This is a genomic window from Candidatus Goldiibacteriota bacterium HGW-Goldbacteria-1, assembly GCA_002839855.1.
GTDB lineage: Bacteria > Oederibacteriota > PGYV01 > PGYV01 > PGYV01 > PGYV01.
This window is the reverse complement of the sequence record PGYV01000004.1, coordinates 429,696-454,330: the sequence shown is the minus strand read 5'-3', so window position 1 is coordinate 454,330 and position 24,635 is coordinate 429,696. Positions and strand designations below refer to the sequence as shown.

Here is a 24,635-nt window from a genome sequence, read left to right as displayed (position 1 = left end):
TATAAGTTAAGATTTAAAAGGAGGCTGTATATGAAGAAATTGTCAGTTTTAGCTGCGGCTGTTTTGTTCTTTACAATTTTATGCGCTGCCGTTTTTGGGGAAGAATTGACGGAAACAGCGCAGGTTGAAGTGGCGGGTATAACTGAAGAAATATGGTTTATGAAAATACCCGAAGTTATAACCGCGTCAAAAACAAGCGAAAGCATAAATAAGGCGCCGGCCATAGTGTATGTGGTCACAAGGGAGGACATAAAACTATCAGGGGCTAAAAGCCTTGCGGAAATTTTAAAACGCGTTCCCGGTATGCGTATATCTATCCGTGAAACTTCCCTTCTGGGTTCGCGAGGATTTACATCCGACCAGAATGACAAGTTTCTTTTTCTTATTGACGGCTCTCCTATTACCAACATAATGCAGGACGGGGTATATAACTTTATAGATATGCCAAATCTTAGCATGGTGGAAAAAATAGAGGTTGTAAAAGGCCCGGCTTCCACGTTATGGGGGTCTGATGCCACGTTTGGCATCATAAACATTATTACAAAAAACGGCGCTGAAGTTGATGGGATTATATATACCGGAGATTATTCAACAGCCAATAACCAGATAACAGGAAATGTGCTTGCCGGCGGAAAGCTGGATAAAGGCGGTTATTTGGTATCTTTAACGTACACTGAAAGCAGCGGGTATGCTTATGGCGCGGGACAAAATGAGGGCAATACTGTTTATCAGTGGGGCAGTGAAAAAGACGCGATTCAAAGCGGTTTTGTAAATCCGGCGCTTGAAGAAAATAAAGGGCCAAGGCTTCTGGATTATTCGCCAAGTTTTGAACTGTACAGCAAAGCGGACCTGGGAGATTTTATTTTAAAAGGTCGCGTTTCGTATATGGCGCAGAAGTACCTTTGGAACACAAATTATGATTATAAAATGACTGATGCGGCCATGAAGCACATGTTTCTTGAACTTGAAAGAATATATAATTTAGCTGACGGGGTTTCGATTCTTACAAAAATTGACGGGCACGGCCTTATGTATGAAAGGGGAATTCCTGTTTCATATGCCCAAGGCGTAACCTGGGTGGCGGCTGATATTGAAACAATGACAGAGATGGGTTTTTCCACAGAAGCCATACTGCACGCTAATGTGGCTGATGTCCACAGGATTTTAGCCGGAATTAAATTTTCAAGGATAAACATAGGGCCTGATACGCGTATTGAATACCTGCCTGATATGTCTGATTCGGGTAATGTGGGGTATTTATACGTAGTGACCCTTAAACCCGCGATTGATAATACCGTGGGGGCTTACCTGGAAGATAATATTGATTTAACTGATAATCTGACGCTTGTGGGCGGGCTAAGCTGCGAATACAACGATTTAAGGGAAATGGGAATTAATTTAATGCCAAGGGCCGCGGTTGTTTACCAGATAAATGATAAAATTTCCGCAAAATACGCGTACAACACGGGTTATGGCAGGCCGCCGGCGCAGAAAAAGTTCGGCAGATATTTTGGCCACGCGCAGAAATCCGAAAAAATTCAGGAACATGACGTGCAGGTAATGTTCAATAATAAAGCTTTAAGCATTTCAGCCACCGGCTTTAATTATTATATTATGGATTACCTTACCTGGTACGATGACGGCACAGAAGACCCTGTTACGCACGTTCACATGAACGCCGGCCATTACAACAAAGGCGTGGCAATTAGCAACGGAATTGAATTAAACGCGCGCGGCAATATAGGCAAAGAATTATCATTGTACGGCAACTACATGTATGCAGAGACTGTGATTAATAACGCCATACCGGCAGGCGAGCCAAAACATGTTTACAATCTGGGATTAGACTGGTATATAACGCAGGATATTTCTGCCAATTTAAATGTGAACGGATTTGTTGACATGTATCACGGAAAAAGCGCCGATGAAAGGGATTTATACTGGAGCGGCTGGCAGGAACAGCTGGTTGATTTAACCCTTGTTGCTGAACATATCCTTGACCGTTTTTCAGTAACGGTTTACGGGAACAACCTTTTAAACAATAAGGTTCATGTAGGCATGACCGGTTATCCGGGATACACGTACCTTGGAGGATTATCCGTAGGAACTAAAATTTCAGCAAGTTTCTAGAATAAAAAAGGATAGCGGTTTAAGCTATAGGCAATTAAGCATAAGCGATACAAATACGGTTTCGCTATAGTTTAAATGCTTAAGACGCTTATGCTTATTTCTTCGCTATAGTTTAAATGCTTAAGACGCTTATGCTTATTTCTTCGCTATAGTTTAAATGCTTAAAATGCTTATGCTTATTTCTTCGCTATAGTTTAAATGCTTAAAATGCTTATGTTTATTTCTTCGCTATAGCTTAAATGCTTAAAATGCTTATGCTTATTTCTTCGCTATAGCTTATATTGCTAGTTTTTCAAAACAGCGTCTCTTTATCATCCAAAAATTTATGCGGGTCAAAATTACCGCCCAAGCCCCTTTCATCCACCCAGGTGGACCATAAATCCGCGAAGTGTATAAGGTGTGTCAGCGGATACACGTTTCCTTTAATATCCTCAAAAGACGGCACATACGGGCCGTCGTGGTAGGCAATGGCCTGCATTTCTTCCCTTGTAAGTTCCACAAATTTATTTATCAAAAGCAGGCTTTTATGCGCGCCGGAAAAAGACATCTGGTTTTTGTTCCAAAAATAGGGCTGCTGTTCTTTTGTGGCGCCGTTATTCTTATTATATGTGACCTGTCCAAAGCCGTCTGTCACTTTATGGGCGTCGTGAAAAAGGCAGCATAAAATGACAGATTCATCCGGGTAAGAGGGAAGCAAAACAGGCTTGATTTTAAGCGCGGTTTTTGCCACTCCCACGGAGTGAATTAAAAGCCCGCCTTCGCTGCACAGGTGAAATTTAGTGGACGCGGGCGCTTTAAAAAAGCCATGCCGTTCCAGATACGCGGCAAGTTCTTTTACGCCTTCCCGTTTTAACGCCGTATTAAGCAGTTCATAGTACTCTTTTTTAGCGGTTTCTATTGTCATGTATACCCTCCTTTATTTTTATCAAAGATATATTGACACACGCCGCGGATTTTGTATATCGTAAAAAGAGTATATATATGAAGGTCGGAAGGTCAGAGGGTCGGTTAAAGCGAGTTTGCGAGCGGAAGTGTTAGGGGAAGGGTCAGAAGGTTTTTGTTTATAGATTTGTTCTTACATCCGACCTTCTGACCTTCCGACCTTCTAAGCATCTGCCCAATCCACTCATTTGCGCAAATTATCAAATAAGATTCATGGGGTTTTGACGGGCGGATTTATCAGTTTAAAACACAAGTTTGCCGTAAAAAAACGGTAAAAATTGTGGTTAAAGTAACACTTTAACAAAAGCCAATAAAACCCTGTATTTGCTGTATTTTATACGTCATGGTATAAAATACAGCAATAAAAACAGGGTTTTTCCACAAAAAGCAGGAAAAAAAACCACAATATATGGGAAAAAAGGCATGTTTTTGCCATATCAAACACTACATATATGTTTTTTTTGAAATTTATTGTTGACAGTTATGTAAATCTACAATATATTGTGGGCAAGGATGCAAGGGAAATCAACATATTGATTTTTATTATTGACATAAATGGTTACAACAAATATAATAGCCGGGTTTTAATAAGGCTAAAAAAATAAAGGGGAGCGATAAATGAGTAAAATCCAGTTCATCCTGAAAAGGAATGGTGACCTGGCGCCTTTTGATCAGGCTAAAATAACCGAGGCTATCTTCAAGGCGTTCAAGGCAAATAATAACTATGACCGTGAGAAAGCGGATAAAATCTGCGAGCAGGTAGCGTCCATTCTTAACGTGGTTTACAAAGACGGCAAGGTGCCCACTGTTGAAAACGTGCAGGACCTTGTGGAACAGACCCTTATCAACAACGGCTTCATACAGATAGCCAAATCTTACATCCTTTACCGCGACCAGCATAACAAGATGAGGGATTTAAAGAGCATCCTTGGCGATTCCACCCTGATGATAGATGATTACCTCCGCAAGCTTGACTGGAGGATAAAAGAAAACTCCAACATGAGCTACTCCCTGCAGGGTCTTAACAACCACGTCTCTTCCATTATTACATCCACATACTGGCTTAATAAAATTTACACTCCTGAAATTAAAGAAGCGCATTCCAGCGGCTCGCTGCACCTGCACGACCTTGGGCTGCTTTCAGTTTACTGCTGCGGCTGGGATTTAAAGGACCTTTTAATCCGCGGTTTCGGCGGAGTGGAAGGCAAGATAGAATCCGCGCCCGCGTCGCACTTTGAATCCGCGCTTGGGCAGATAGTAAACTTTTTTTATACCCTTCAGGGAGAAGCCGCCGGCGCGCAGGCGTTTGCAAACTTTGACACGTTATTAGCGCCGTTTATCAGGTATGAAAACCTCTCATATGAAAGCGTAAAAAGGGCCATCAGAAGGTTTATCTTTAACATGAACATCCCCACAAGGGTCGGGTTCCAGACCCCTTTTACAAACATCACCATGGACTTAGTGGTGCCGGGCAACATGAAAGATGAAGCGGTTGTAATTGCGGGCGAAATACACGATTCCACCTACGGCGATTATCAGGAAGAAATGTACGTTATAAACAGGGCGTTCGCGGAAGTTATGCTTGAAGGCGATGCCAAGGGCAGAATCTTCACGTTCCCCATACCCACATACAACATCACAAACAATTTTGACTGGGATAATAAGCAGCTTGACCCGGTCTGGGAAATGACAGCCAAATACGGCATTCCGTATTTTGCGAATTTTGTAAATTCAGACATGAGCCCGGACGACGCGCGCAGCATGTGCTGCAGGCTGCGCCTGGATAACCGCGAATTAAGAAAACGCGGCGGCGGCCTTTTTGGCAGCAATCCTTTAACCGGTTCTATCGGGGTTGTCACCATTAATATGCCAAGGCTTGGATACAAAAATAAAGGCAACAAAGAAGCATATTATAAGGAACTGAAGTATTTAATGGAAGTGGCCAAAGACAGCCTTGAAATAAAAAGAAAGATGCTTGAAAAACTTACAGAGCAGGGGCTGTACCCGTACAGCAATTATTATTTAAGCGGAATTAAAGAGCGGACAGGAAAATTCTGGACAAACCATTTTTCCACCATCGGGCTTATAGGCATGAACGAAGCGGCGCTGAATTTTATGGGCAAGGACATTGCGTCGCCGGAAGGGCAGATGTTTGCCATTGAAACCCTTGAATTTATGAGGGACGTAATGAAAGAGTATCAGGAAAAAACCGGTAATTTCTATAATTTGGAAGCCACACCGGGAGAAGGCACGTCATACCGCCTTGCAAAGATAGACAGGGAAAAATACCCCGATATTAAAGCCATGGGAAACAAGGAACCGTATTACACAAATTCCACGCAGCTTCCCGTATTTTATACCAAGGATTTATTCAAAGCGCTGTCACACCAGGATCCGCTTCAGACAAGGTACACGGGCGGCACCGTATTCCACATTTTCCTTGGCGAAAGGTTAAATTCAATTGAAGCCACAAAACAGCTTGTAAAAAAAGTGGCGGAAAATTTCCACATGCCTTATTACAGCTTAACGCCCACCTTCAGCGTATGCCCCACGCATGGCTACCTTGCGGGCGAATTCTTTAACTGCCCCAAATGCAAAGAAGAAGAAAAGGGAAAAATACTGTCTGAAATAACAGAATTAAAAGAACTGCTGGAACAGAACGTAAGATAAAAATTTAAATAAAATAATATAATTTTGGAGGCACTAATGGAAAAAAAAGACATCGTCGCAAAGATTGAAGAACTGGAAACAAAGCTTCAGGCCGTAAAAGGAACTGACTGCGAGGTTTACAGCAGAATAGTGGGTTACTTCAGGCCGGTAAAGCAGTGGAACAACGGAAAACAGGAAGAGTATACGGAAAGGGAAACATACACATCAGAACCTGCGGCTGAAAAAATTGAAGTGATGAATTAATAAATAAATGAGAATTAACGGCTTTACCGGGGTGTCGCTTCTTGACTACCCCGGACACGTCACTTCCATAGTATACACATCCCCCTGCAATTTTAAGTGCCCATTCTGCCACAACGCGTCCCTGGTGGAGGTTAATAACGACACGCTTCTTCTTGGCGAGATACTGGAACAGATAAAAGACCGCGCGGGATTTGTTGATGCCGTGGCAATTACAGGCGGAGAGCCCACGCTTAACCCGGGGCTGGTGGATTTCTGCTCGCTTATCAAAGACATGAAACTTAAGGTAAAACTTGACACCAACGGTTACAGGCCGGAAATAATAAAAGAACTGATTGATGAAGAGCTTGTGGACTACATAGCCATGGATATAAAGTCCTCTCCGGAAAAATATAAAATGGCATCAGGCCGTGAAATTGATTTTGGCAAAATAAAAAAATCCATAGAACTTATAATGATTTCCGGTGTTGAACACGAATTTCGAACCACCGCAGTCCCGGGAATAGTTGAAAAAGAAGATTTTGAACAGATAGGAAAACTGATAAACGGGGCTGACAGATTTTCCATACAGCAGTATGACAATAAAAACACGCTGTCGCATGTTTTTACCGGAATCCCTCCATATCCCGAACAGGTGCTTTACGAGTTCGCGGAAATAATGAAAGAATACGTCAAAGAGGTAAAAATTCTTAATACCGCCGTCCTTACGTAATTTCTTTTACTTAATACCCCCAAGTATGTTTGTTTTCTGCAAGTTTTGTGATATAATAATACTCAAGTGAAGATTATCTAATGACGGACCTGGAATACTCTTTAAAGTTCTAAGAAGATTTTTTAATGCTTCTTTAACCTTTCAGATAATCCTCCCCCGAAAAGAATTCAGATACTTCAGTTATATATACGAATTTTAAGGGAAACTATTCCCGAAAGCGAGAGTACAAAGATGAAACATCTTCCTGAACTTTTTATCGGAAATTTAAAGATAAGCCCGCCTATAATCCAGGGCGGAATGGGCATTAAAATATCACTTGCAAAACTGGCATCCGCGGTAGCCAATGCCGGCGGGGTGGGCACAATATCGGCCGCTATCAAAAGCGACCATGTTAAAGACAGAAAAAATATTGAAAAAGACGACGCGCTTGATTTAAGGGAGTTTGTCAGTTATGTAAGGGAAGCAAAAGCACTTACCAAAGGGATTATCGCCGTAAACATCATGGTTGCGCTTACCAGTTATCCCGCGCTTGTACAGGCGGCGGTAGATGAAAAAGTGGATATCATATTTTCAGGGGCCGGCTTGCCTTTAAACCTTCCCAAACTTGTTGAAGGCTCTGACGTAAAAATAGCGCCCATTGTATCATCCGCAAGGGTTGCGGAAATAATCTGCAAGACATGGACATCAAAATATAACAGAATTCCGGATGCTATAGTGGTGGAAGGCCCAATGGCGGGCGGCCATCTTGGTTATTCCCATGAAGAAATAGAAGAAGACGCCATATCGCCAAAACTTGACGGTATAGTAACCGGAGTAATAGAAACCGTAAAAAAATATGAAGAACAGTACGGTAAAAAAATACCCGTAATAGCTGCGGGCGGAATATATGACGGCAAGGACATTGCACACATGATTAAACTTGGCGCGTCGGGAATTCAGATGGGTACAAGGTTTGTATGCACGGATGAATGCGACGCGGATATTGCTTTTAAAAACGCTTATATTAACGCCAAAAAAGAAGACCTTGTAATAATAAAGAGCCCTGTAGGAATGCCCGGAAGGGCGATAAAAAATGAATTTCTTGAGAAAGCAAAAAAAGGTGAAATTAAGTTTAAATGTTCATACCTTTGCCTGAGGACATGCAATCCTGCAAAGTCCCCATACTGTATAGCAGACGCGCTTTCAAACGCCGCCAAAGGCGATTTAGAAAATGGGTTTGCGTTTGCGGGTTCAAACGTTTACAGGGTGGATAAAATAGTGCCGGTAAAAACCCTTATAGATGAACTTGTAAAAGAGGCGGAAGAAAACCTGGGCTAAGTTTTTTTCAGCAGGGTTTTAAATTCCTTAAAACTTTCAAGCACGCGCAGTTCTTCAATATTCAGGCATATTCCAAAACGTAATTTATAAGCGGCGGTTTTAAGGGTAAAAGACCTGCCTAAAAAACCAAATTCCGCTTTTACCGCGTAAAATAAATCCTTGGGTTCAAAATAATCGGTAAGTTTAAATTCCAGAATTTCCTCATTGTTAACCTTAATTTCCTTAAGTTTAATCAGCGCGCTTTTTTTGTAGTAAAAAGCACCGCCGGTTATAATAATCTCTTCTTTGCCAAACAGCGTCCATACCGCGGCGCGTGCTATAAAAAAAACGCCGATTAAAGCGTATACAGCTGTGGTTATGGTAATCATGGGGTTTAAGTCAATTTTAGAGCCCGAAGAATAAAGCAAAGTGGCTGCTGTCATTATGGCTATAAACAAAAGCCCCGCAAAAAAACCTGTCACAAAAACAGATAATAAAGCGTTAAACATAGTGTTGTAAGGTTTAATTTCTATGGTAATAGTGTTATCTGACTGCTGTGTTTGTATTCTGTCGGATGTGTTTTCCATGACACGATTATACTACACATAGGCGCTGTTTTTGCCGTATTTTTTATAGAAATCAAAACAGTGCTGTGCTATAATTTCGTTATTAATTGCAGCGCTAAATATAATCTCAGGAGGCAATAATATGGAAGTAAAAGACGGTATTTTCACATCGGAATCTGTAACGGCCGGCCATCCGGACAAAGTGGCGGACCAGATTTCTGACGCGGTTTTGGACGCAATTTTAACCCAGGACCCAAATTCAAGGGTTGCGTGCGAAACATTGCTTGCAAAAGGAATTGTAATTATCGCGGGTGAAATTACCACAACCGCTTCGCTTGATTTTCAGGCGATAGTAAGAAAGACCTTAAAAGAAATAGGGTACAATTCCAGGGAAGACGGAATAGACCCTGATGGATGCAATATATTATTATCGGTAAGCAAACAGTCGCCTGATATAAGCCAGGGTGTAACGCGCGCTGAAAATAAAAAAGGTACTAAAGAAGAAGGCGCCGGCGACCAGGGAATGATGTTTGGCTACGCCACCAACGAAACAGACGTGCTTATGCCATGGCCTATAACATATGCCAACAAGCTTGTGGAAAGGCTTGAAGAAGTAAGAAGAAAAAAGATAATTCCGTACTTAAGGCCGGACGGCAAATCACAGGTTTCCGTGCGTTATCAGGGCGGAAAACCGGTGGAAGTATCAGCGGTTGTTATTTCCAACCAGCATCAGGATGTTGATATCAAAAAACTTCGCGCTGACATTAAAAAGCACGTAATTGACCCCATAATTCCAAAAAATATGGTAACAAAAAATACAAAGTTTCACATTAACCCCACAGGTAAGTTTGTAGTGGGCGGCCCCGAAGGCGACACGGGATTAACAGGCAGAAAAATTATTGTTGATACATACGGCGGAATGGGCAGGCACGGCGGCGGCGCGTTTTCCGGCAAAGACCCTTCAAAGGTTGACCGCTCCGCGGCTTACATGGCGCGTTATGTTGCAAAGAATATCGTGGCAGCAAAGCTTGCCGATAAAGTGGAAGTTCAGCTATCCTATGCTATCGGAGTTGCCGAACCGACATCAGTACTGGTAAGCACGTTCGGAACAAACAAAGTGTCAGAATGCAAAATAGAAGCGGCGGTAAAAGAAGTATTCAGGTTAACCCCAAGGGGAATAAGGGAAACATTAAACCTGCGCAGGCCCATATACAGAAAGACAGCCGCGCACGGACACTTTGGAAGAAACGACAAGGACTTTACATGGGAAGCAACGGATAAAGCCGCTGCATTAAAAAAAGCGGCGGGTTTAAAGTAATACGCGGAAATAAAATTTACGGAGGCGAAATGAAAAAAAATTATGATGTAAAAGATATAACACTTGCAAAAGAAGGCAGAAGAAAAATGGAATGGGCGGAACGCAATATGCCTGTTCTGCGTTTAATAAGGGAAGAATTTAAAAAGACCAAACCTTTTAAAGGCATTAACATGGCGGCGTGCCTGCACATTACCACAGAGACAGCAAACCTTCTGTGGACATTAAAAGAAGGCGGCGCCAATGTGGTTGCCTGCGCTTCAAACCCGCTTTCCACTCAGGACGAAGTGGCGGCGTGCCTTGTAAAAGATTTTGGAATCCCCACATACGCAATCAAGGGCGAATCAAATAAAGTTTATTATTCGCACATACTTGCAGTGCTTGCTTCAAAACCAACGCTTACAATGGATGACGGCGCTGACCTTGTTTCCACAATTCACAAAACACACAGGCACCTTATCCCCGGAATTATCGGCGGAACAGAAGAGACCACAACCGGTGTTATAAGGCTGCAGGCAATGGAAAAAGACGGCAAGCTGGAATTCCCGGTAATTGCCGTGAATGAAGCCATGACAAAACATTTCTTTGATAACCGCTACGGCACAGGGCAGTCCACGCTTGACGGAATAATCCGCGCGACAAATGTCCTTCTTGCCGGTTCAACCCTTGTGGTGTGCGGCTACGGCTGGTGCGGCAAAGGCCTTGCAATGAGGGGCGCCGGCGCCGGCGCAAACGTTATTGTAACCGAAGTTGACCCCATTAAAGCGCTTGAAGCCAAAATGGACGGATACAGGGTTATGCCAATGTCAGATGCCGCGGCTTACGGCGATGTTTTTGTGACAGTGACAGGAAATTTAAATGTAATACGCGATGAACACTTTAGAAAAATGAAAGACAACGCCATAGTGTGCAACTCCGGCCACTTTAACGCGGAAATTGACCTGCCTGCCCTTGAAAAACTTGCGGTAACAAAAAAAGAAGTAAGGAATATGGTTGTTGAATACAAACTTAAAAACGGGCATAAGATTAACCTGCTTGCGGAAGGCAGGCTTGTAAACCTGGCAACAGCAGAAGGCCACCCGGCAATGGTAATGGATATGAGCTTTGCAAACCAGGCACAGGGCGCGGAATACATGGTTAAGATGGGAAAGAAACTGAAAAATAAAGTATATGTGGTGCCTGAAGAAATAGACAGAAAGATAGCGGAAATAAAACTTAAATCCATGGGCGTAAAACTTGAAAAACTTACCCCTGAGCAGGTAAAGTACCTTAACAGCTGGGAAGAAGGGACGTAATTTTGGAAAATTACACAGAAAAAAGAAGGCATCCAAGGGTAAGTTTTCAGGCAAAAGTTGCGTTAAAAGCCGCAGACACCCTTGAAGAAAATGAAGCCGATGACCCTTTAAAAAACGAAATACATGCAGACAGCGCGGATATAAGCGTAACCGGGGTTCAGGTGGTGTCAAAAGTATTGCTTCCGCCCGGAAGGATGTTAAGGATGGAAATAATGGTCCCGGAAGAACCAATGCCGGTTGTTACTTTTGGAAGGGTGGAATGGTGCTTCAGCGATTCAAAAAAAGAAGGCATCTGGAAGTCGGGCGTTAACTTTGAATTGTTACACCCCGACCATACGAAACTGCTTAAAAAGCTTACAGGGGAGACAACGCTGTAGGTTTTAATAAATAAAAAAAAGCGCCCGTAAAGGGCGCTTTTTTTATTTATGGAGGTGGCGATCGGAATTGAACCGATGAATAAGGGTTTTGCAGACCCGTGCCTTACCGCTTGGCTACGCCACCATTATTTGGCTTAAGGCAGAAGTAATTATAAGGGTTTACAGGCAATATTTCAAGGGAATTATGGGGGAGAATAAGGGGCGGGGAAGCAGGTGGGTAAAGGTTTTAAAAAATAGGACATTTCTATTTTGCATTGACATAAAGGTTTTAAAAAATTGACGTATTTCCCCCCAAGGCGTATAATAAAAAATGTTTGGAAGTGGTTTTTGAAACAATCATCTTTGGTAACGGGAGAAGCCATGATTGACAAGGAATTGAAGACTGTTAATGATGAACTTTTATTATATCGCATGAAAAAAATCACACAATGTAACAATCAGCGCCCCGGCCGGTTGCTTGGTTGGCAGAACATCGCGTAAGGTCCGGGGTTTTAGAGGAATGATAAATATCGTTTATTTATATGAAAAATCGACACCGTGCCTTGACTCATGACATTGATAGAAAAAACGCCAATAAAATATAGCGATATTGCTATTTGTTCGTAAATAATGAGAATTGATGATAGAATCGGATTTGTGGTTTTTGGGGAGAAATGATAAGTTGTAGTATAGCAAAGACAAAACAAATAAAGCGATAAAGGCAGGTTATTATGAGTGAGAAAACAGATAAACCGGGGTTTATATATTTATTAGTGCATCCGTCTAATCTGAAAAAAACCATCCAACACCGTATCTTAACTCAAGACTTGAGTAGAAAAAATACCAATAAAATATAACGGTAATGCTATTTGTTCGTAAATAATAAGAAAAGTTGTTTTTCTGCTAATAAAAGAATAGGTCTCAGAGCCTAATTTGTGACTTGATAAAAAGTGTTAACATGGTGATTGGGGAAGGAAGAATAAACCGGAGCAAAAAATAACTGTTAAATATTTGATCTTTGGATTAAGATATAGTTAATAAAATCAGGAGGGTATTGATGAAAAAAATAATTCTTATTATGTTAATCGGTTTAATTGCAATCTTTTCAGGTTGTAGTGGTTGCGGCAAAAGAAATCCTGTAGCTCCACCAGATGCTACAAATATAATTGAAAATACAGCAACAGAAACTCAAACACAGACTAATACGGCTACACAAACCTCTACACATACGCCAACAAATACATTAACACCAAATATTACATATGCCGGTCAATGGGGAAGTTATGGCTCGTTAAATGGGCAATTTAACGTACCTTCATATATTGAAATAGATGATACAAATTCTGAAATATATGTTGCAGATGCTTTGAATCATAGAATTCAGGTTTTTGACTTAAGTACCAATTATAAACGTTCAATCGGCTCTCCTGGAACCGGAGATGGTCAGTTTAGTCAGCCTTATCAATTTGCAGGTGATTTTGCGAACAATCGTATTTATGTGGTAGATGGTGACAATGATAGAATACAAATAATGGCAACGGATGGTACATTTATTGATAAATGGGGTGCTAATGGTACAGGAAATGGGAATTTTGATATGCCTAGTGGTATTGATATAGACACAACTAATGGAAAAGTATATGTTGCAGACACAGGTAATCATAGAGTACAAATATTTGATTTAAATGGCAGTTATATTTCTTATTTTGGTTATCAAGGAACGGGGGACGGACAATTTCAATCACCGATGGATGTTGAAATAGATAAAACTAATAGTCGTGTATATGTTTCTGATGGAGTACTTCACAACGTGCAAGTATTTGATCTATTAGGAAATTTTATCAGTAAGTTCGGTGAAAATGGTACTGGTTACGGTACGTTTGACCGTCCTAATGGGATAGAAATTGACAATGTGAATAACCGTGTTTACATTGCAGATACATTTAATAGTTATTGCCAAATGTTTGATCTTTCAGGAAATTTTATAACTCAATGGGGAAGTGCAGGAAGCGGGAATGGGCAATTTGATGATCCTAATAAAGTAGCATGGCATAATGTTTCTTCAAAGTTGTATGTAGTGGACTCATATAATAGCAGAATACAAGTTTTTACTCTAAATCCTTAATTGAACAACCCGACACCGTGTCTTAACTTAAGATTTTGATGAAAAAAGAAGAAAAAGAAAAAACTGGTGCCAGACCTTGAAAGTAAAGAAATACCCGACACCGTGCCTTGACTCATGACATTGATAGAAAAAATGCCAATAAAATATAGCGGTTATGCTATTTGTTTGTAAATAATAAGATTTGCCTGTATTCATATGATTTTAAAGTGTTAAATTACCTATAAAATAAAGCAAAAATAAAAATTATTTCAAAAGTGTAATTTTTGGCAAAAAGTCGTTGGATAAATGTGTTAAAAATACACAAAAGTCATTTGACAAATGTGTTTGCTGGTTGTAAAAATAACCCTACACCGTGCCTTGACTCAAGGCTTTGAAAAAAAAATGTCAATAAAATATAGCGGAAGTGTTGTTTGTGTGGGAATAATAAGAAAAGCAATTTTTATGCTGAAATAACAGAATAATTATTACTCCGGGGGAAGGCGTTCAGGTGGTAACAGGTGACAAGTGACAAATTGCAAGTGACAAGTGACAAATTGCAAGCTGTAAACTGTTAGCTGTAAATTACTCTCAACTCACTTGTCCGCTAAAGATTTATCGCAGGCGGAAGGTCCGTCCTTGGTTATTCTTTCCAACCGACCTTTCAACCATCCAACCTTCTGATCCTCCAATTTTATGTACTTAAATACATTTTTTGCTTTACAAAATATGTATTATAAGTGATAATTACATTGAAACAATATGTATCTTAATACATATTAGGAGGTGTATTATGAAGAATAATTTTAAGAAATTACAGCGTGAACAGATATTCGCGGCTTTTGAAAGCGGGCAGCCTTTTCCTGTTTCAATGCTTCCGGGTAAAGAATCAGCGCTTAGGAAAGCCCTTGGAATTACGCAGGGACAGATGGCAAAAAGACTGGGAACAAAGCAGTCTTCTTTTAACCGTACAGAATCCGCATTGGATACGGCTGAGCTGCAGACAATCGCGCGCGTCGCTAAAGAACTTAACTGCGAAGTGCTTATTACCTTTAAACCGGCCGGGACTTTTGAAGAGTTTATAAGAAAGCATGCTTTAATCAGGGCTGAAAAAATTTTAAAAAGGACATACTCCAATATGGCGCTGGAAGAACAGGCGCCTGATAACAGCGCGTATGAAAAACGCTTAAAAGAACTTACAGACGAGCTTAGTGAAAAAGCGGATTCTTCAATCTGGGAGGATTAAATGGACAATTTTCATGGCGCTGAAGATTCAACGCCTATAGATGATATTTCAGGTTTAATACCCGGGCATATCAGCACAAAAAAAGAACTTGATGTCTGGGAAGCGGAAAATGTGCTGCACGCGGTAAGTAAATACCTGTCAAAAAAAAACAGCTTTTGAGCTTTCTGAAAAAACAATAAAAGGCGTGCATAAGGAAATGTTCGGCGCTACATGGAAGTGGGCGGGGGCTTTCAGGAGAAAAGTGTTAAACATAGGAATTGCCCCGGAACAAATCGGTGTAGAAATAAAAAAACTTATTGACGATTCAAAATACTGGTCTGAAAATAAAATGCAGATTTTGGAACAGGCAGTACGGATACATCACAGGCTTGTCATGATACACCCGTTTGAAAACGGCAACGGAAGGCACGCAAGGCTTGTTTCCGATATAATTTTGTTTACAGCAGGGCATGCAATGCCTAAATGGCCGGATAAAGATATGGTGGACAACACAGATATAAGGAAAGAATATATAAAAGCCCTTAAAGAGGCGGATAAAGGCGATTTTGATCCGCTGATGAAGTTTACAGATAATTTGATTTAAAACGCGTAAAAAATAAAACAACCAGACACCGTGCCTTGATTCAAGACTTGGATATAAAAAACACCAATAAAATACAGCGGTAGTGCTATTTTTTCGTAAATAATAAGAATTGATGATATAATCGGATTTGTGATTTTTGGGGAGAAATGATAAGTTGTAGTATAACAAAGACAAAACTAATAACGCATTAAAGGCAGGTTACTATGAGTGAGAAAACAGATAAACCGGGGTTTATATATTTATTAGTGCATCCCTCTAATCAGAATTTATATAAGTTTGGAATAACTACTTGGAAACCCGAAGATAGATTAGCGGAGCATAATAATGACTGCAAAAGACAGGCGGGTAAAATTGTAAAAGAAACCGGGCAGAAATGGCAGTTGAAGGAATACCACGCTGTACCAGATATGGGTTGGGCAGAAGAGGTATTTTGGGCATCAACGGCTTACTTGGTAACACCCTATAGTAAAGGGGTTGAAGTATGTGAAATTAAGCAGGAAGAGGTATTTTCAGCTTTAGATAAAGCTAAGAAGGCAGGTTTACGGCCGCCGCCGGGTTTAAAGCCTGAATTTGACAATATTTATGCATATACTGCAGAGATGAAAAAACGGTTGCAGGGCCGGGGGATATCGCTTGAAGGGTATGTTACAGACCGTTCCGGGAAGTCTAATTTTATTTGCAGTAATGGGCATAAATGGAAAGCAAGGTCAATGGCGATAGCGGAAGGCGCGGGCTGTCCGTTTTGTGGTATTGGTGCTAAAGATTTGGAAGAAATCTGGAAAACAGCAAAACTGGGTTATATTTATCTGTTAAAAAATCCGGATATACCGGGGTTTATTAAAATTGAATTATCATATGACATGAACGTTAATTTTACGTGGGAAGACAATTGGGAGAGTTATAGATACCGTTATGTTATAGAACCCGTTTTAGCCGAGACGTTATTGTGGGAGATGCTGGGAAAACCTCTTCCGCATAACCGTGAACCAATAGAAATGGATTTAAAACTGGCAGAAAATGCGTTTAAAAATCTAATTTTTAAAATGCAAAGCGTTATTGCTGAAGCCGAAAAGGAAAAAGAAAAGATTCAGGAAGAAGACGTAACAAAAACATCCCAATAACGTGATTTATTAGGAAATTAAAATATAGGTGTCGTTGCCTGATTCATAAATTGATAAGAATTTAACATCGTGACTTGGTGAGGATAGAAAAAAGGAAAAGGGATCAAGGGGTAAAAAATTGACAACGATATTTACGGCTGTGGGGATTGTTGTGGCGGGGTTGGGGATTGGGTTTTTATCACGTGCTGTTGTGAAAAAGGTTTATAAACCCCTTATTGATGAATTAAAAGACCCGTCTCCGGAAATGATTGCTTTTGCCAATCAGGGACACATGGATGATTATCAGAAAAAGGCTTTGCTTTCACCTTTCAAACAAACACTTGTAATTGCCGGGGCAGGAGCAGGTAAAACTGAAATACTTAAAAAAAGGATAGTATTATTTTATAAGTATCTTAAAATACCTATCAAAAATATGCTTGTAATGGCTTTTAATAAAGATGCAGCTTTGGAAGTGGCAACAAGGGTGGGTGACGCTATCGGGCAAAAACCCCAGTTTTTAAAAGACAACATACGCACCATACATTCTTTTGCCTACAGCATAGCCAGAGAAGAAAATCCAAATTTTGATATTATAATTGATGAAAAACAAATGAAGAATTTTGTAAAGAACGTGCTGGAAAAACACAAGACCGGTAAAAATATGTTTAAATACATGGGTACGGCAATAAACCTGTTTGGCAACGTTAAGCCCAGGGAAAAGATACAAAAATATAAGACTGTTGCTGAACCGGGCAAAAGCATAAGATGTTCTGACGGGACAATGGTGCGTTCATACGCGGAAAAAAGGATTGCTGAAGCGCTGATAAAAAATAAAATTAATTTTGTTTATGAAACTATGGTTGCTTGGGGCGATAAATATTTTGAGCCTGATTTCTTCTTTCCTGATTATGGTGTTTACGCGGAATACTGGGGAATGATGCATCACGAGAATGCTTCAATCAGGGAAAAATATCGTGAGCAGATGCAGTGGAAAAAAGAACAGTTTAAAAAATACGGTTTTCGGCTGATAGATTTAGAACCGCAGGTGAATGAATTTCAAAAGCCCCCTGAAGAATGGATTATAACAAGGCTGAAAAATTATCAATCTGAAAGGTTTGTGCAGGATTATCAGATAAGGCTTAGAAAAATGTTTAATATTATTGAAGATAAGGTCGTGGAACTGATAATAAGCACTCTTGAAATAACAATGGCCTACAGTATCAAGATGAAAAAGTTAATGCCCGGAGCGGACCCGCTGATTAAGGCTGTGCTGGCTTTTATCATCCCTTTTTGTGAAGAACTGGAAACAAGCATGAATATGAAAAATAAAGTGACTTTTACAAAGATTTTGTATCTGGCTGTAAAAAGGCTTAGAGATGACAAGGCGCTGTTAAAAAAACTGCGCGAGAAATATAAATGCATATTTGTTGATGAAGTTCAGGATTTACAGCCTTTGACGCGCCAGTTTATACGGCTGTTAACCGGTAAAAAGCAAAATTTATTCGCCATCGGCGATGATTATCAGAGTATTTACTCCTTCGCGGGCAGCGACCCTATGTTTATTATTAAATTTGAGCATTATTTTCCGGAGGCGCAAGTCCTGAAATTAAAGTTTAACTACAGATGCCACCCCAAGATAGTTGAAATATCCAACAAGATAATAAAAAATAACAGAAGCCAGCGTTTTAAAGAGGTAAAAGGGAATGCTGTAAACGGACAACAGGAAACAGATAAAGTACTGACAGTCTTAAATGTTTTGGACGAAACTAAAGCAGAAGAACTTGCCGATTACCTGCTTGCACAGATACCGGAAAATGAAAGTATTCAGATTCTTGGCAGATACAGCGAGGCAATGCCGGAGATTGAACCATATATGAAAGTGTTAAACAAAAAGCTCAGACGCAGAAATTATAAATACATGACAATACATAAATCCAAAGGTTTGCAGGCGGATAATGTTATTATTTTAGGCTGTGTCAACAGCGAAGACGGGGCATTTTGTTTTCCTGCCAAAGATAATTTTCACAGGATTAAAGACAGGATTCTGGCTTTATGCAGGGGAAATAAATTCAGCCTTGCGGAAGAGGAAACAAGGCTGTTTTATGTGGCTGTTACCAGAGCAAAAAAAAGGGTTTTTGTCGTGACTGTAAGGTTGCGGGAATCCGAATTTGTTTTAAGTAATTTTTTGCCTGAAGGGATGGTTAGCAGCCAGACAATAGGTTATATGGCTGATTTTACCAGCAACAGCACCAGGGAATAATTACTAATTTTTTTAAGGAGGAAATACGATGAGAAAAAAGAAAGAACAGTTTAGAGAGATGGTTATAAAAAACAAGATGCAATATATAGAAAGCTATAGTCCTTTCCGGAAAAGCCCGGAAGAGTTTAACGAAAAAGTGGAATGTATACATTGCGGGAATAAATTCATATTTAATGAATTTAAGGTTATTCGTGAAATGGAAAGCGGGCATGAATATATTGTATGTAAGCATTATCCTGAATGCGACGGCACAATAATTGATTTTTTTTAGTGTTAAAAAATAAAAAGCAGCACAATGCCGTAAGTTTTAAAACATAGAGGGGGCAAAAATGCGTAATAAAGTTATTTCCCAGACAGAGACATATTCGAGAATAAAGGTAATACTTAACGAAGCCAGATTAAAGGTTTACAAAGCGGTTAATACAGTCATGGTCAGGGCTTATTGGGAGATTGGCAGGGTTATTGTAGAGCAGGAACAAAAAGGCAGTATAAAAGCGGAATATGGAAAAAAACTTCTGGAAAATCTTTCAGAGCGCCTGACTTTGGAATTTGGGCAGGGTTTTGATGCCAGTAACCTTTACATCATGCGCAAATTATATCTAACTTATCCAATTCTTGACGCACTGCGTCAAGAATTGAGCTGGACCCATTACCGGATACTGATACGTATTGATAATAAACAAGCACGGGATCTTTATGAAATTGAATGCGCGGTAAATCATTGGTCCGCAAGGGAATTGGAAAGGCAGAAGTCATCACTGCTATTTGAAAGGCTGACCTTGAGTAAAAATAAAAAAGCCATTATAAAAATGGCTAAAAAAGGGCAGGAGTTACAGACTTATGGAGACATGATAAAGGATCCGTATATATTGGAGTTTACAGGACTGCCGGCAGACAGGAAAATGTATGAAAATAACCTGGAACAGGCGCTTATTGAAAATTTATCCAAATTTCTTCTGGAACTGGGAAAAGGTTTTACTTTTGTAGCCAGGCAAAAGCGCATCAGTTTTGACGGCGAACATTATTACATTGACCTGGTATTCTACAATACAATTCTTAAATGTTATATGCTGATTGATTTGAAGATTGGACGGCTTAAACATCAGGATATAGGGCAAATGCAAATGTATGTAAATTACTTCGACAGGGAACTTAAAGAGAAGAACGATAATCCGACAGTCGGCTTGATACTTTGTGAGGACAAAAAAGATACAGTTGTTAAATACACGCTGCCTGAAAATAATAAACAGATATTTGCGTCTCGTTATAAGTTATATCTGCCCACGGAAAAAGAACTTAGAAATGAAATTAGCAGAGACAAAAAAATCATCGAGCAGTATCGAATAAAATAGAAAACAAACCGCTCGACACCGTGCCTTGACTCAAGACTTGGATAGAAAAAAACTATTGTTGTCAGATAAGTTTTGATGAATTGCTGAACATTATATCAAGTACATTCAATGCGGTTTTAAGGTCTTTTTCTTTAATGCCTTTAAGGCATTGTTTTGCCCAGCCTGATAGAATATCTTCAATTACCGGGATGGCAGATTCCCCTTTTTTGCTTAGGGTTAAATGCATGCATCTTTTATCCAAATCATGCTTTTCGCGTTTAATAAAACCGTTCTTAATAAGATTTGACACAACACGCGTTACGTTTGCCTTGTCCACCATGAAGTGCGATGCAAGGCCTTCCTGTGATATGCCGGGTTTGTCGCGGATGACAAGCAGATAGGCGTGCTGTGAAGAGCCCAGTTTAAGTTTTTTCAGGGCTCTCTGAAGATAAGCGGAGCCGTACCTGTAATTACCGGATATAAGGCGGCTTATTTTTATAAAATTGTTTTCCATTTGTTTAACCTCTCTTCCATAGGTTTATATTTTCATTTATGAATTCTTTCATGGAAACCGGGTTTTTGCCGGTTATCTGTTTGAATACCTGCGTTATTTCCCCCGCTTTGCCTAATGCGCATACAGTGTATATTGCAGCCATTACAACAGCAAATTCAGGGTTAATTCCTTCTTTAATTTTCCGCAATACAAATGAAAAAGCGGAAGGCATTTTATATGTTATTTTTCTGCCAAGAGATTCAGAGAGCATTGATGCAACCTCGCTGTAAGTTAAACTGTCGTTGCCTGTAATTTCATAGGCTTTGTTTTCATGGCCGATTTCTGTAAGCGCTTTGAAGGCAATGTATGCAATGTCAGAAACGTCTATAAAAGCGGTTCTGCCTTTGCCTGCCGGAACGTAAATTTCATCATTATCCCTTATTTCTTTAAGATGGGTGGTGGAAAGGTTCTGCATAAAAAATGACGGCCTTATAAAGGTGTAAGGGATGCCGGTTTTAATAAGGTATTTTTCCAGTTTTCTGTGGGGCACAAAGCTGTTGCGCTCCGCCCCCTGAAGTGATAAAAGCACAAAATGGCTGACTTTGGCGGATACCGCGGCGTCAATTGCGGGGAACATATATTTTTTTACGTCAGATATACAGGGCGGCCTCATCAGGAATAATTTGTCTATGCCGGTAAAAGGCGCCGGGTCAGACTTTCCGTCAAAAGCTAACTGCCTTAAAGGAACACCTTTTGGAATTTTTTCCGTTTTACTGATATCGGTAACAGCAGCTTCAAAATCTGCCCCGGAATTTTTAAGCAGCTGTATCAGGGCTGCTCCCACATTGCCTGTTGCGCCTGTTACCAGTATTTTCTTCATTTTAATACCTCCGTATTTTAAGTGTTAATAAGAGCATACATATAAATAGTTGATATGTCAACTATTTATTAAACCGCCCGCCGCCGTGCCAATATACTGTAATGGTATATGGCAGGTTTGATAATAATTGTTGGTAAATAATAAGAAAAGACTGATCGGGTGTATATTTAAATCTTTGGCAGCCGGTCAAAATCATTGTGAACTACCGGCTGATTGCCCGTTGTTGTCATTGGTTTTATACTTTACATATGTAAAGTATAGTTTACAAAAATACCCGGCATAGTGGTTTGGCCTAAGACTTTGGAGAAAAATAGGAAAAGGACGAGAGGCGAACAGTAGTTATGTTTAAGTGATAAAACATAACAAAGAAGTTTTATAATAACGTTTAGTGGGGGAAATTTTTGTATTTTTTAGCCTAAAATCCGTTTAATTGACAGAAAAGAAGAATTTTGTTCAACATAATGAACAAAATCGGACGAATTTGTACAACATAAAGCGAAAAATAGACAAAAATGTTGTTATTCAGCATAAAATAGAGAAAGAGCGGCTTGAAAACAGGCCTTATGTATCAAACCGCTCGACACCGTGCCTTGACTCAAGACTTGGATAGAAAAAACACGAATAAAATATAGAGATATTGATACTTGTTCGTAAATGATAAGAAAAGCTGTTTTTCTGCTGAAATAACACAAGCAATATCACTTTATCTTCCGGGGAAAGGATGTTGAGGGGGTGACAAGTGACAAGTGACAAGTGACAAGTGACAAGTGACAGGTGACAGGTGACAAGTGACAAGTAACAAGTAACAAGTAACAAGTAACAAGTTGTAAGTTGTAAGCTGTAACTTGTAAGTTGTTAGCTGTAAAATGCTGTCAACTGTCAAGTCAAGATCTTTTCCTGCTTTACTTCCTTTTTGGCTGTAAACATAAAAGATAAATGTTCTTATTATCTGATATAATATAGCTTAACTGCCGGTTTTGTTTCAGTTATGTATTGCGTTTAAAAGGCGGTTCATCGGGGTTTATCAATGGCAAATACCGGTACAAAAAAAGGAACAGGCCCATTTAGCGAAGATTTTATATTGGTTATAGGCGTCATTATGTGCGGTTTGGTAGGCTGGCTGGGGGTTTATGCCGGCAATGAGTTTTCTTTTGTGGTTTTGTACCTTGTGCCCGCGCTGCTGGTAGCCTGGTTTTCAGGCGTCAAAAGCGGGTTGTTCATCTCGTTTTTTTCAGCGATTACCTGGCTTATCGGGGATATTATAGGAGAGCGCTCTTATACTGCCGCGTATATCCCTTATGTCAACGCGTTTTCCCGCATGTTGTTATACGCGATAATAACCACTTTAGCTGCAGTCCTGCGAAAGCAGCTTTTAACCGCGAAAAAAACATCCAATGAGGATTTTCTTACTAAAATTTCAAACAGCAGGGCGTTTTTTAATTATGCCTCCATGGAAGTTGAAAGGCTGAAACGTTACAAGGCGCCTTTTACGATTGTATATTTTGATGTGGATAATTTCAAGGGCGTCAATGATAATTACGGCCATAACGCGGGGGACACGCTTCTGGTCGGGTTAGCCAGGGCCATAAGAAACCATATCAGGCCCACCGATGTTGTGGCCAGGATGGGCGGCGATGAATTTGCCATACTGCTGCTTGAAACAAACCCGGAACAGGCTCGTACTGCGGTCGAAAAACTGGATGAGGTAATGAGGGCTTCCATGAAGGACAACGGCATGAACATAACTTTCAGCATAGGAGTGGTAACCTTTTTAACACCGCCGAAATCCATGGACGAGCTGGTGAGACTGGCGGATGAAATGATGTATATTTCAAAAAAGGGCGGGAAGAACAGCGTGAATTATTCGGTTTACAATCAGGATAAAAAGAAAAAAATTATAGTGCCGGACCCTGAAAGTGGAAAGTAAAAAGGACCCACACCGTGCCCGTTTATCGCAGGTAAAATGTTAAAAATCATTGTCAACACAGGTCTGCTGCAGATTTATTGAAGGCAAAAGTTATGTTCCTGTTGTTTCGGCACGGCAGGCTTCTTTGTATATGCGGAATTTTGTTATTTTGGGCGCCGGGGCTGCCAGTAGAAGCGGATATACTTATTGACACTTTAATCCGATGCCAGTAGAATTTTTGCATGAATCAGGATTGTGAAAGCTTTATGTTATCAAGCAAAGACAAGGGGTAAAAGTGTAAAATGAATAAAAATTATGATGTTGAGAAATTTCCCGAAAGCAGGCTTGCCACTGTTGATATAGGTAAAGTAGGCCTGCAAAAACACCATATAAAGGCTTTTATTGAGCTTGATGTGACTGATGCCAGAAAAATGATAAGAGAAAAAAAGAAAATTTCGCATGAAATATCTTTTAATTCCTGGCTGATTAAATGTATCAGTATGGCGGCTAAAGAGTGCCCGCAGATACATGGAATGCGTAAAGGTAAAAGAGAGGTTGTTGTATTTAAAGATGTTGATATTTCAATTGTGGTAGAGAGGGAAGTTAATGGAAAGAAAGTTCCCCTGCCGTACGTTATACGAAAGACAAATGAAAAAAGTATTTCTGAAATATACAGGGAAATAAAGTCAGCCGCGGAACAGGCGATAGAAAATGAAGGCGACAATGTTCTGGGGGAAAGAAGGCAGGCGGTGTTAATGAAGCTATATTATTTTATGCCGGGGTTTGTCAGAAAAATGATATGGCAGATAATAATAAAAAACCCGTTTATAGCTAAAAAGAATATGGGGACAGTTGCGGTAACTCCGGTAGGTATGATGGGCAAAATTAACGGGTGGGTAATGCCGGTTAGCGTTCATCCCCTTTGTTTTGCGGTTGGTTCAATTGTAAAAAAACCCGGTGTTGCAGATAATAAAATATCGATCAGAGAATATCTGTATCTGACAGCGCTGGTGGACCACGATGTTATTGACGGAGCCCCGGCAGTAAGAGTTCTTTCTAAACTTACCAAGATGGTGGAAAAAGGAGAGGGTTTGTCTTAAAAAAAACAGCTAACTGAGAATTATAACTCGACACCGCGCCTTGACTTAAGACTTGGATAGAAAAAACGCCAATAAAATATATCGGAAGTGTAAGTTATTTGAAAATAATAATA

General features: G+C 40.1%; 22 protein-coding genes and 1 tRNA gene. 18 read left to right on the top strand and 5 right to left on the bottom strand.

Annotation, left to right across the window (positions count from 1 at the left end; all coding sequences use genetic code 11):
- Positions 1-30 precede the first annotated feature (30 nt).
- Entirely contained in the window at positions 31-2,130 is a 2,100-nt protein-coding gene (locus tag CVV21_05865) for a hypothetical protein (protein ID PKL92278.1), read from the top strand.
- Positions 2,131-2,422: 292 nt separating this feature from the next.
- Here the strand turns inward: CVV21_05865 and CVV21_05860 are convergent, their stop codons facing one another.
- Positions 2,423-3,034, bottom strand: a complete 612-nt coding sequence (locus CVV21_05860; protein ID PKL92277.1) for a phosphohydrolase — start codon at positions 3,032-3,034, stop codon at positions 2,423-2,425.
- 656 nt (positions 3,035-3,690) lie between these two features.
- On the opposite strand from CVV21_05860, the gene CVV21_05855 reads away from it, so the two are divergent.
- From CVV21_05855 to CVV21_05840, 4 genes are all read left to right on the top strand, one after another.
- Positions 3,691-5,742 (top strand): ribonucleoside triphosphate reductase, encoded by a 2,052-nt coding sequence (locus CVV21_05855; protein PKL92276.1) that lies wholly within the window; start codon positions 3,691-3,693, stop codon positions 5,740-5,742.
- 36 nt (positions 5,743-5,778) lie between these two features.
- On the top strand, positions 5,779-5,985 hold the full coding sequence (locus CVV21_05850; protein PKL92275.1) for a hypothetical protein: 207 nt from the start codon (positions 5,779-5,781) through the stop codon (positions 5,983-5,985).
- Positions 5,986-5,992: 7 nt separating this feature from the next.
- Positions 5,993-6,694: an anaerobic ribonucleoside-triphosphate reductase activating protein gene (locus tag CVV21_05845; protein ID PKL92274.1), complete on the top strand. Its 702-nt coding sequence runs from the start codon at positions 5,993-5,995 to the stop codon at positions 6,692-6,694.
- A 231-nt stretch (positions 6,695-6,925) separates the two neighbouring features.
- Positions 6,926-8,011 carry a nitronate monooxygenase gene (locus CVV21_05840; protein ID PKL92273.1) on the top strand — a complete coding sequence of 362 codons (1,086 nt, stop codon included), beginning with the start codon at positions 6,926-6,928 and terminating at the stop codon, positions 8,009-8,011.
- On the opposite strand, the gene CVV21_05835 is transcribed toward CVV21_05840, so the two are convergent.
- Positions 8,008-8,577, bottom strand: a complete 570-nt coding sequence (locus CVV21_05835) for a hypothetical protein (protein PKL92272.1) — start codon at positions 8,575-8,577, stop codon at positions 8,008-8,010. The genes CVV21_05840 and CVV21_05835 overlap by 4 nt on opposite strands.
- Positions 8,578-8,698: 121 nt before the next feature.
- On the opposite strand from CVV21_05835, the gene CVV21_05830 reads away from it, so the two are divergent.
- From CVV21_05830 to CVV21_05820, 3 genes are read left to right on the top strand one after another with little or no spacing between them, the layout of a single operon-like run.
- Entirely contained in the window at positions 8,699-9,874 is a 1,176-nt protein-coding gene (locus CVV21_05830; GenBank protein PKL92271.1) for a methionine adenosyltransferase, read from the top strand.
- Positions 9,875-9,903: 29 nt separating this feature from the next.
- A complete protein-coding gene (locus CVV21_05825; GenBank protein PKL92270.1) occupies positions 9,904-11,166 on the top strand; it encodes an adenosylhomocysteinase in 1,263 nt (420 codons plus the stop codon).
- On the top strand, positions 11,148-11,543 hold the full coding sequence (locus tag CVV21_05820) for a hypothetical protein (GenBank protein ID PKL92269.1): 396 nt from the start codon (positions 11,148-11,150) through the stop codon (positions 11,541-11,543). The genes CVV21_05825 and CVV21_05820 overlap by 19 nt, the downstream gene beginning before the upstream one ends.
- A gap of 49 nt (positions 11,544-11,592) precedes the next feature.
- Here the strand turns inward: CVV21_05820 and CVV21_05815 are convergent.
- Positions 11,593-11,667 (bottom strand) — tRNA-Cys (locus tag CVV21_05815).
- Between CVV21_05815 and CVV21_05810 the strand changes: the two genes are divergently transcribed.
- From CVV21_05810 to CVV21_05775, 8 genes are all read left to right on the top strand, one after another.
- Positions 11,632-11,823, top strand: a complete 192-nt coding sequence (locus CVV21_05810) for a hypothetical protein (protein PKL92268.1) — start codon at positions 11,632-11,634, stop codon at positions 11,821-11,823. The genes CVV21_05815 and CVV21_05810 overlap by 36 nt on opposite strands.
- 756 nt (positions 11,824-12,579) lie before the next feature.
- Positions 12,580-13,647, top strand: a complete 1,068-nt coding sequence (locus CVV21_05805; protein ID PKL92267.1) for a 6-bladed beta-propeller — start codon at positions 12,580-12,582, stop codon at positions 13,645-13,647.
- A gap of 769 nt (positions 13,648-14,416) precedes the next feature.
- The gene (locus CVV21_05800; protein ID PKL92266.1) at positions 14,417-14,869 is read left to right on the top strand and encodes a hypothetical protein; all 453 of its coding nucleotides are present in this window, start codon (positions 14,417-14,419) and stop codon (positions 14,867-14,869) included.
- 196 nt (positions 14,870-15,065) lie between these two features.
- Positions 15,066-15,452: a mobile mystery protein B gene (locus CVV21_05795; GenBank protein ID PKL92265.1), complete on the top strand. Its 387-nt coding sequence runs from the start codon at positions 15,066-15,068 to the stop codon at positions 15,450-15,452.
- Positions 15,453-15,655: 203 nt separating this feature from the next.
- The gene (locus CVV21_05790; GenBank protein ID PKL92264.1) at positions 15,656-16,573 is read left to right on the top strand and encodes a hypothetical protein; all 918 of its coding nucleotides are present in this window, start codon (positions 15,656-15,658) and stop codon (positions 16,571-16,573) included.
- A 118-nt stretch (positions 16,574-16,691) separates the two neighbouring features.
- Positions 16,692-18,812 carry a hypothetical protein gene (locus CVV21_05785; protein PKL92263.1) on the top strand — a complete coding sequence of 707 codons (2,121 nt, stop codon included), beginning with the start codon at positions 16,692-16,694 and terminating at the stop codon, positions 18,810-18,812.
- Between the two features lie 28 nt (positions 18,813-18,840).
- Complete coding sequence (locus tag CVV21_05780) at positions 18,841-19,083, top strand: hypothetical protein (GenBank protein PKL92262.1); 243 nt, start codon at positions 18,841-18,843, stop codon at positions 19,081-19,083.
- Between the two features lie 58 nt (positions 19,084-19,141).
- Entirely contained in the window at positions 19,142-20,164 is a 1,023-nt protein-coding gene (locus CVV21_05775; protein ID PKL92261.1) for a DUF1016 domain-containing protein, read from the top strand.
- A gap of 61 nt (positions 20,165-20,225) precedes the next feature.
- On the opposite strand, the gene CVV21_05770 is transcribed toward CVV21_05775, so the two are convergent.
- Positions 20,226-20,657 (bottom strand): hypothetical protein, encoded by a 432-nt coding sequence (locus CVV21_05770; protein ID PKL92260.1) that lies wholly within the window; start codon positions 20,655-20,657, stop codon positions 20,226-20,228.
- 4 nt (positions 20,658-20,661) lie between these two features.
- Positions 20,662-21,516: an NAD(P)-dependent oxidoreductase gene (locus CVV21_05765; protein ID PKL92259.1), complete on the bottom strand. Its 855-nt coding sequence runs from the start codon at positions 21,514-21,516 to the stop codon at positions 20,662-20,664.
- A 1,027-nt stretch (positions 21,517-22,543) separates the two neighbouring features.
- Here CVV21_05765 and CVV21_05760 point away from each other — a divergent pair.
- The gene (locus CVV21_05760; protein PKL92258.1) at positions 22,544-23,443 is read left to right on the top strand and encodes a hypothetical protein; all 900 of its coding nucleotides are present in this window, start codon (positions 22,544-22,546) and stop codon (positions 23,441-23,443) included.
- Between the two features lie 281 nt (positions 23,444-23,724).
- Positions 23,725-24,522 carry a dehydrogenase gene (locus CVV21_05755; protein ID PKL92257.1) on the top strand — a complete coding sequence of 266 codons (798 nt, stop codon included), beginning with the start codon at positions 23,725-23,727 and terminating at the stop codon, positions 24,520-24,522.
- Positions 24,523-24,635: the final 113 nt, after the last annotated feature.

Coding starts and splice junctions, on each gene's coding strand:
- CVV21_05865 (PKL92278.1), top strand. CDS start 31: ATGAAGAAATTGTCAGTTTTAGCTGCGGCTGTTTTGTTCTTTACAATT.
- CVV21_05860 (PKL92277.1), bottom strand. CDS start 3,034: ATGACAATAGAAACCGCTAAAAAAGAGTACTATGAACTGCTTAATACG.
- CVV21_05855 (PKL92276.1), top strand. CDS start 3,691: ATGAGTAAAATCCAGTTCATCCTGAAAAGGAATGGTGACCTGGCGCCT.
- CVV21_05850 (PKL92275.1), top strand. CDS start 5,779: ATGGAAAAAAAAGACATCGTCGCAAAGATTGAAGAACTGGAAACAAAG.
- CVV21_05845 (PKL92274.1), top strand. CDS start 5,993: ATGAGAATTAACGGCTTTACCGGGGTGTCGCTTCTTGACTACCCCGGA.
- CVV21_05840 (PKL92273.1), top strand. CDS start 6,926: ATGAAACATCTTCCTGAACTTTTTATCGGAAATTTAAAGATAAGCCCG.
- CVV21_05835 (PKL92272.1), bottom strand. CDS start 8,577: ATGGAAAACACATCCGACAGAATACAAACACAGCAGTCAGATAACACT.
- CVV21_05830 (PKL92271.1), top strand. CDS start 8,699: ATGGAAGTAAAAGACGGTATTTTCACATCGGAATCTGTAACGGCCGGC.
- CVV21_05825 (PKL92270.1), top strand. CDS start 9,904: ATGAAAAAAAATTATGATGTAAAAGATATAACACTTGCAAAAGAAGGC.
- CVV21_05805 (PKL92267.1), top strand. CDS start 12,580: ATGAAAAAAATAATTCTTATTATGTTAATCGGTTTAATTGCAATCTTT.
- CVV21_05800 (PKL92266.1), top strand. CDS start 14,417: ATGAAGAATAATTTTAAGAAATTACAGCGTGAACAGATATTCGCGGCT.
- CVV21_05795 (PKL92265.1), top strand. CDS start 15,066: ATGTTCGGCGCTACATGGAAGTGGGCGGGGGCTTTCAGGAGAAAAGTG.
- CVV21_05790 (PKL92264.1), top strand. CDS start 15,656: ATGAGTGAGAAAACAGATAAACCGGGGTTTATATATTTATTAGTGCAT.
- CVV21_05780 (PKL92262.1), top strand. CDS start 18,841: ATGAGAAAAAAGAAAGAACAGTTTAGAGAGATGGTTATAAAAAACAAG.
- CVV21_05775 (PKL92261.1), top strand. CDS start 19,142: ATGCGTAATAAAGTTATTTCCCAGACAGAGACATATTCGAGAATAAAG.
- CVV21_05770 (PKL92260.1), bottom strand. CDS start 20,657: ATGGAAAACAATTTTATAAAAATAAGCCGCCTTATATCCGGTAATTAC.
- CVV21_05765 (PKL92259.1), bottom strand. CDS start 21,516: ATGAAGAAAATACTGGTAACAGGCGCAACAGGCAATGTGGGAGCAGCC.
- CVV21_05760 (PKL92258.1), top strand. CDS start 22,544: ATGGCAAATACCGGTACAAAAAAAGGAACAGGCCCATTTAGCGAAGAT.
- CVV21_05755 (PKL92257.1), top strand. CDS start 23,725: ATGAATAAAAATTATGATGTTGAGAAATTTCCCGAAAGCAGGCTTGCC.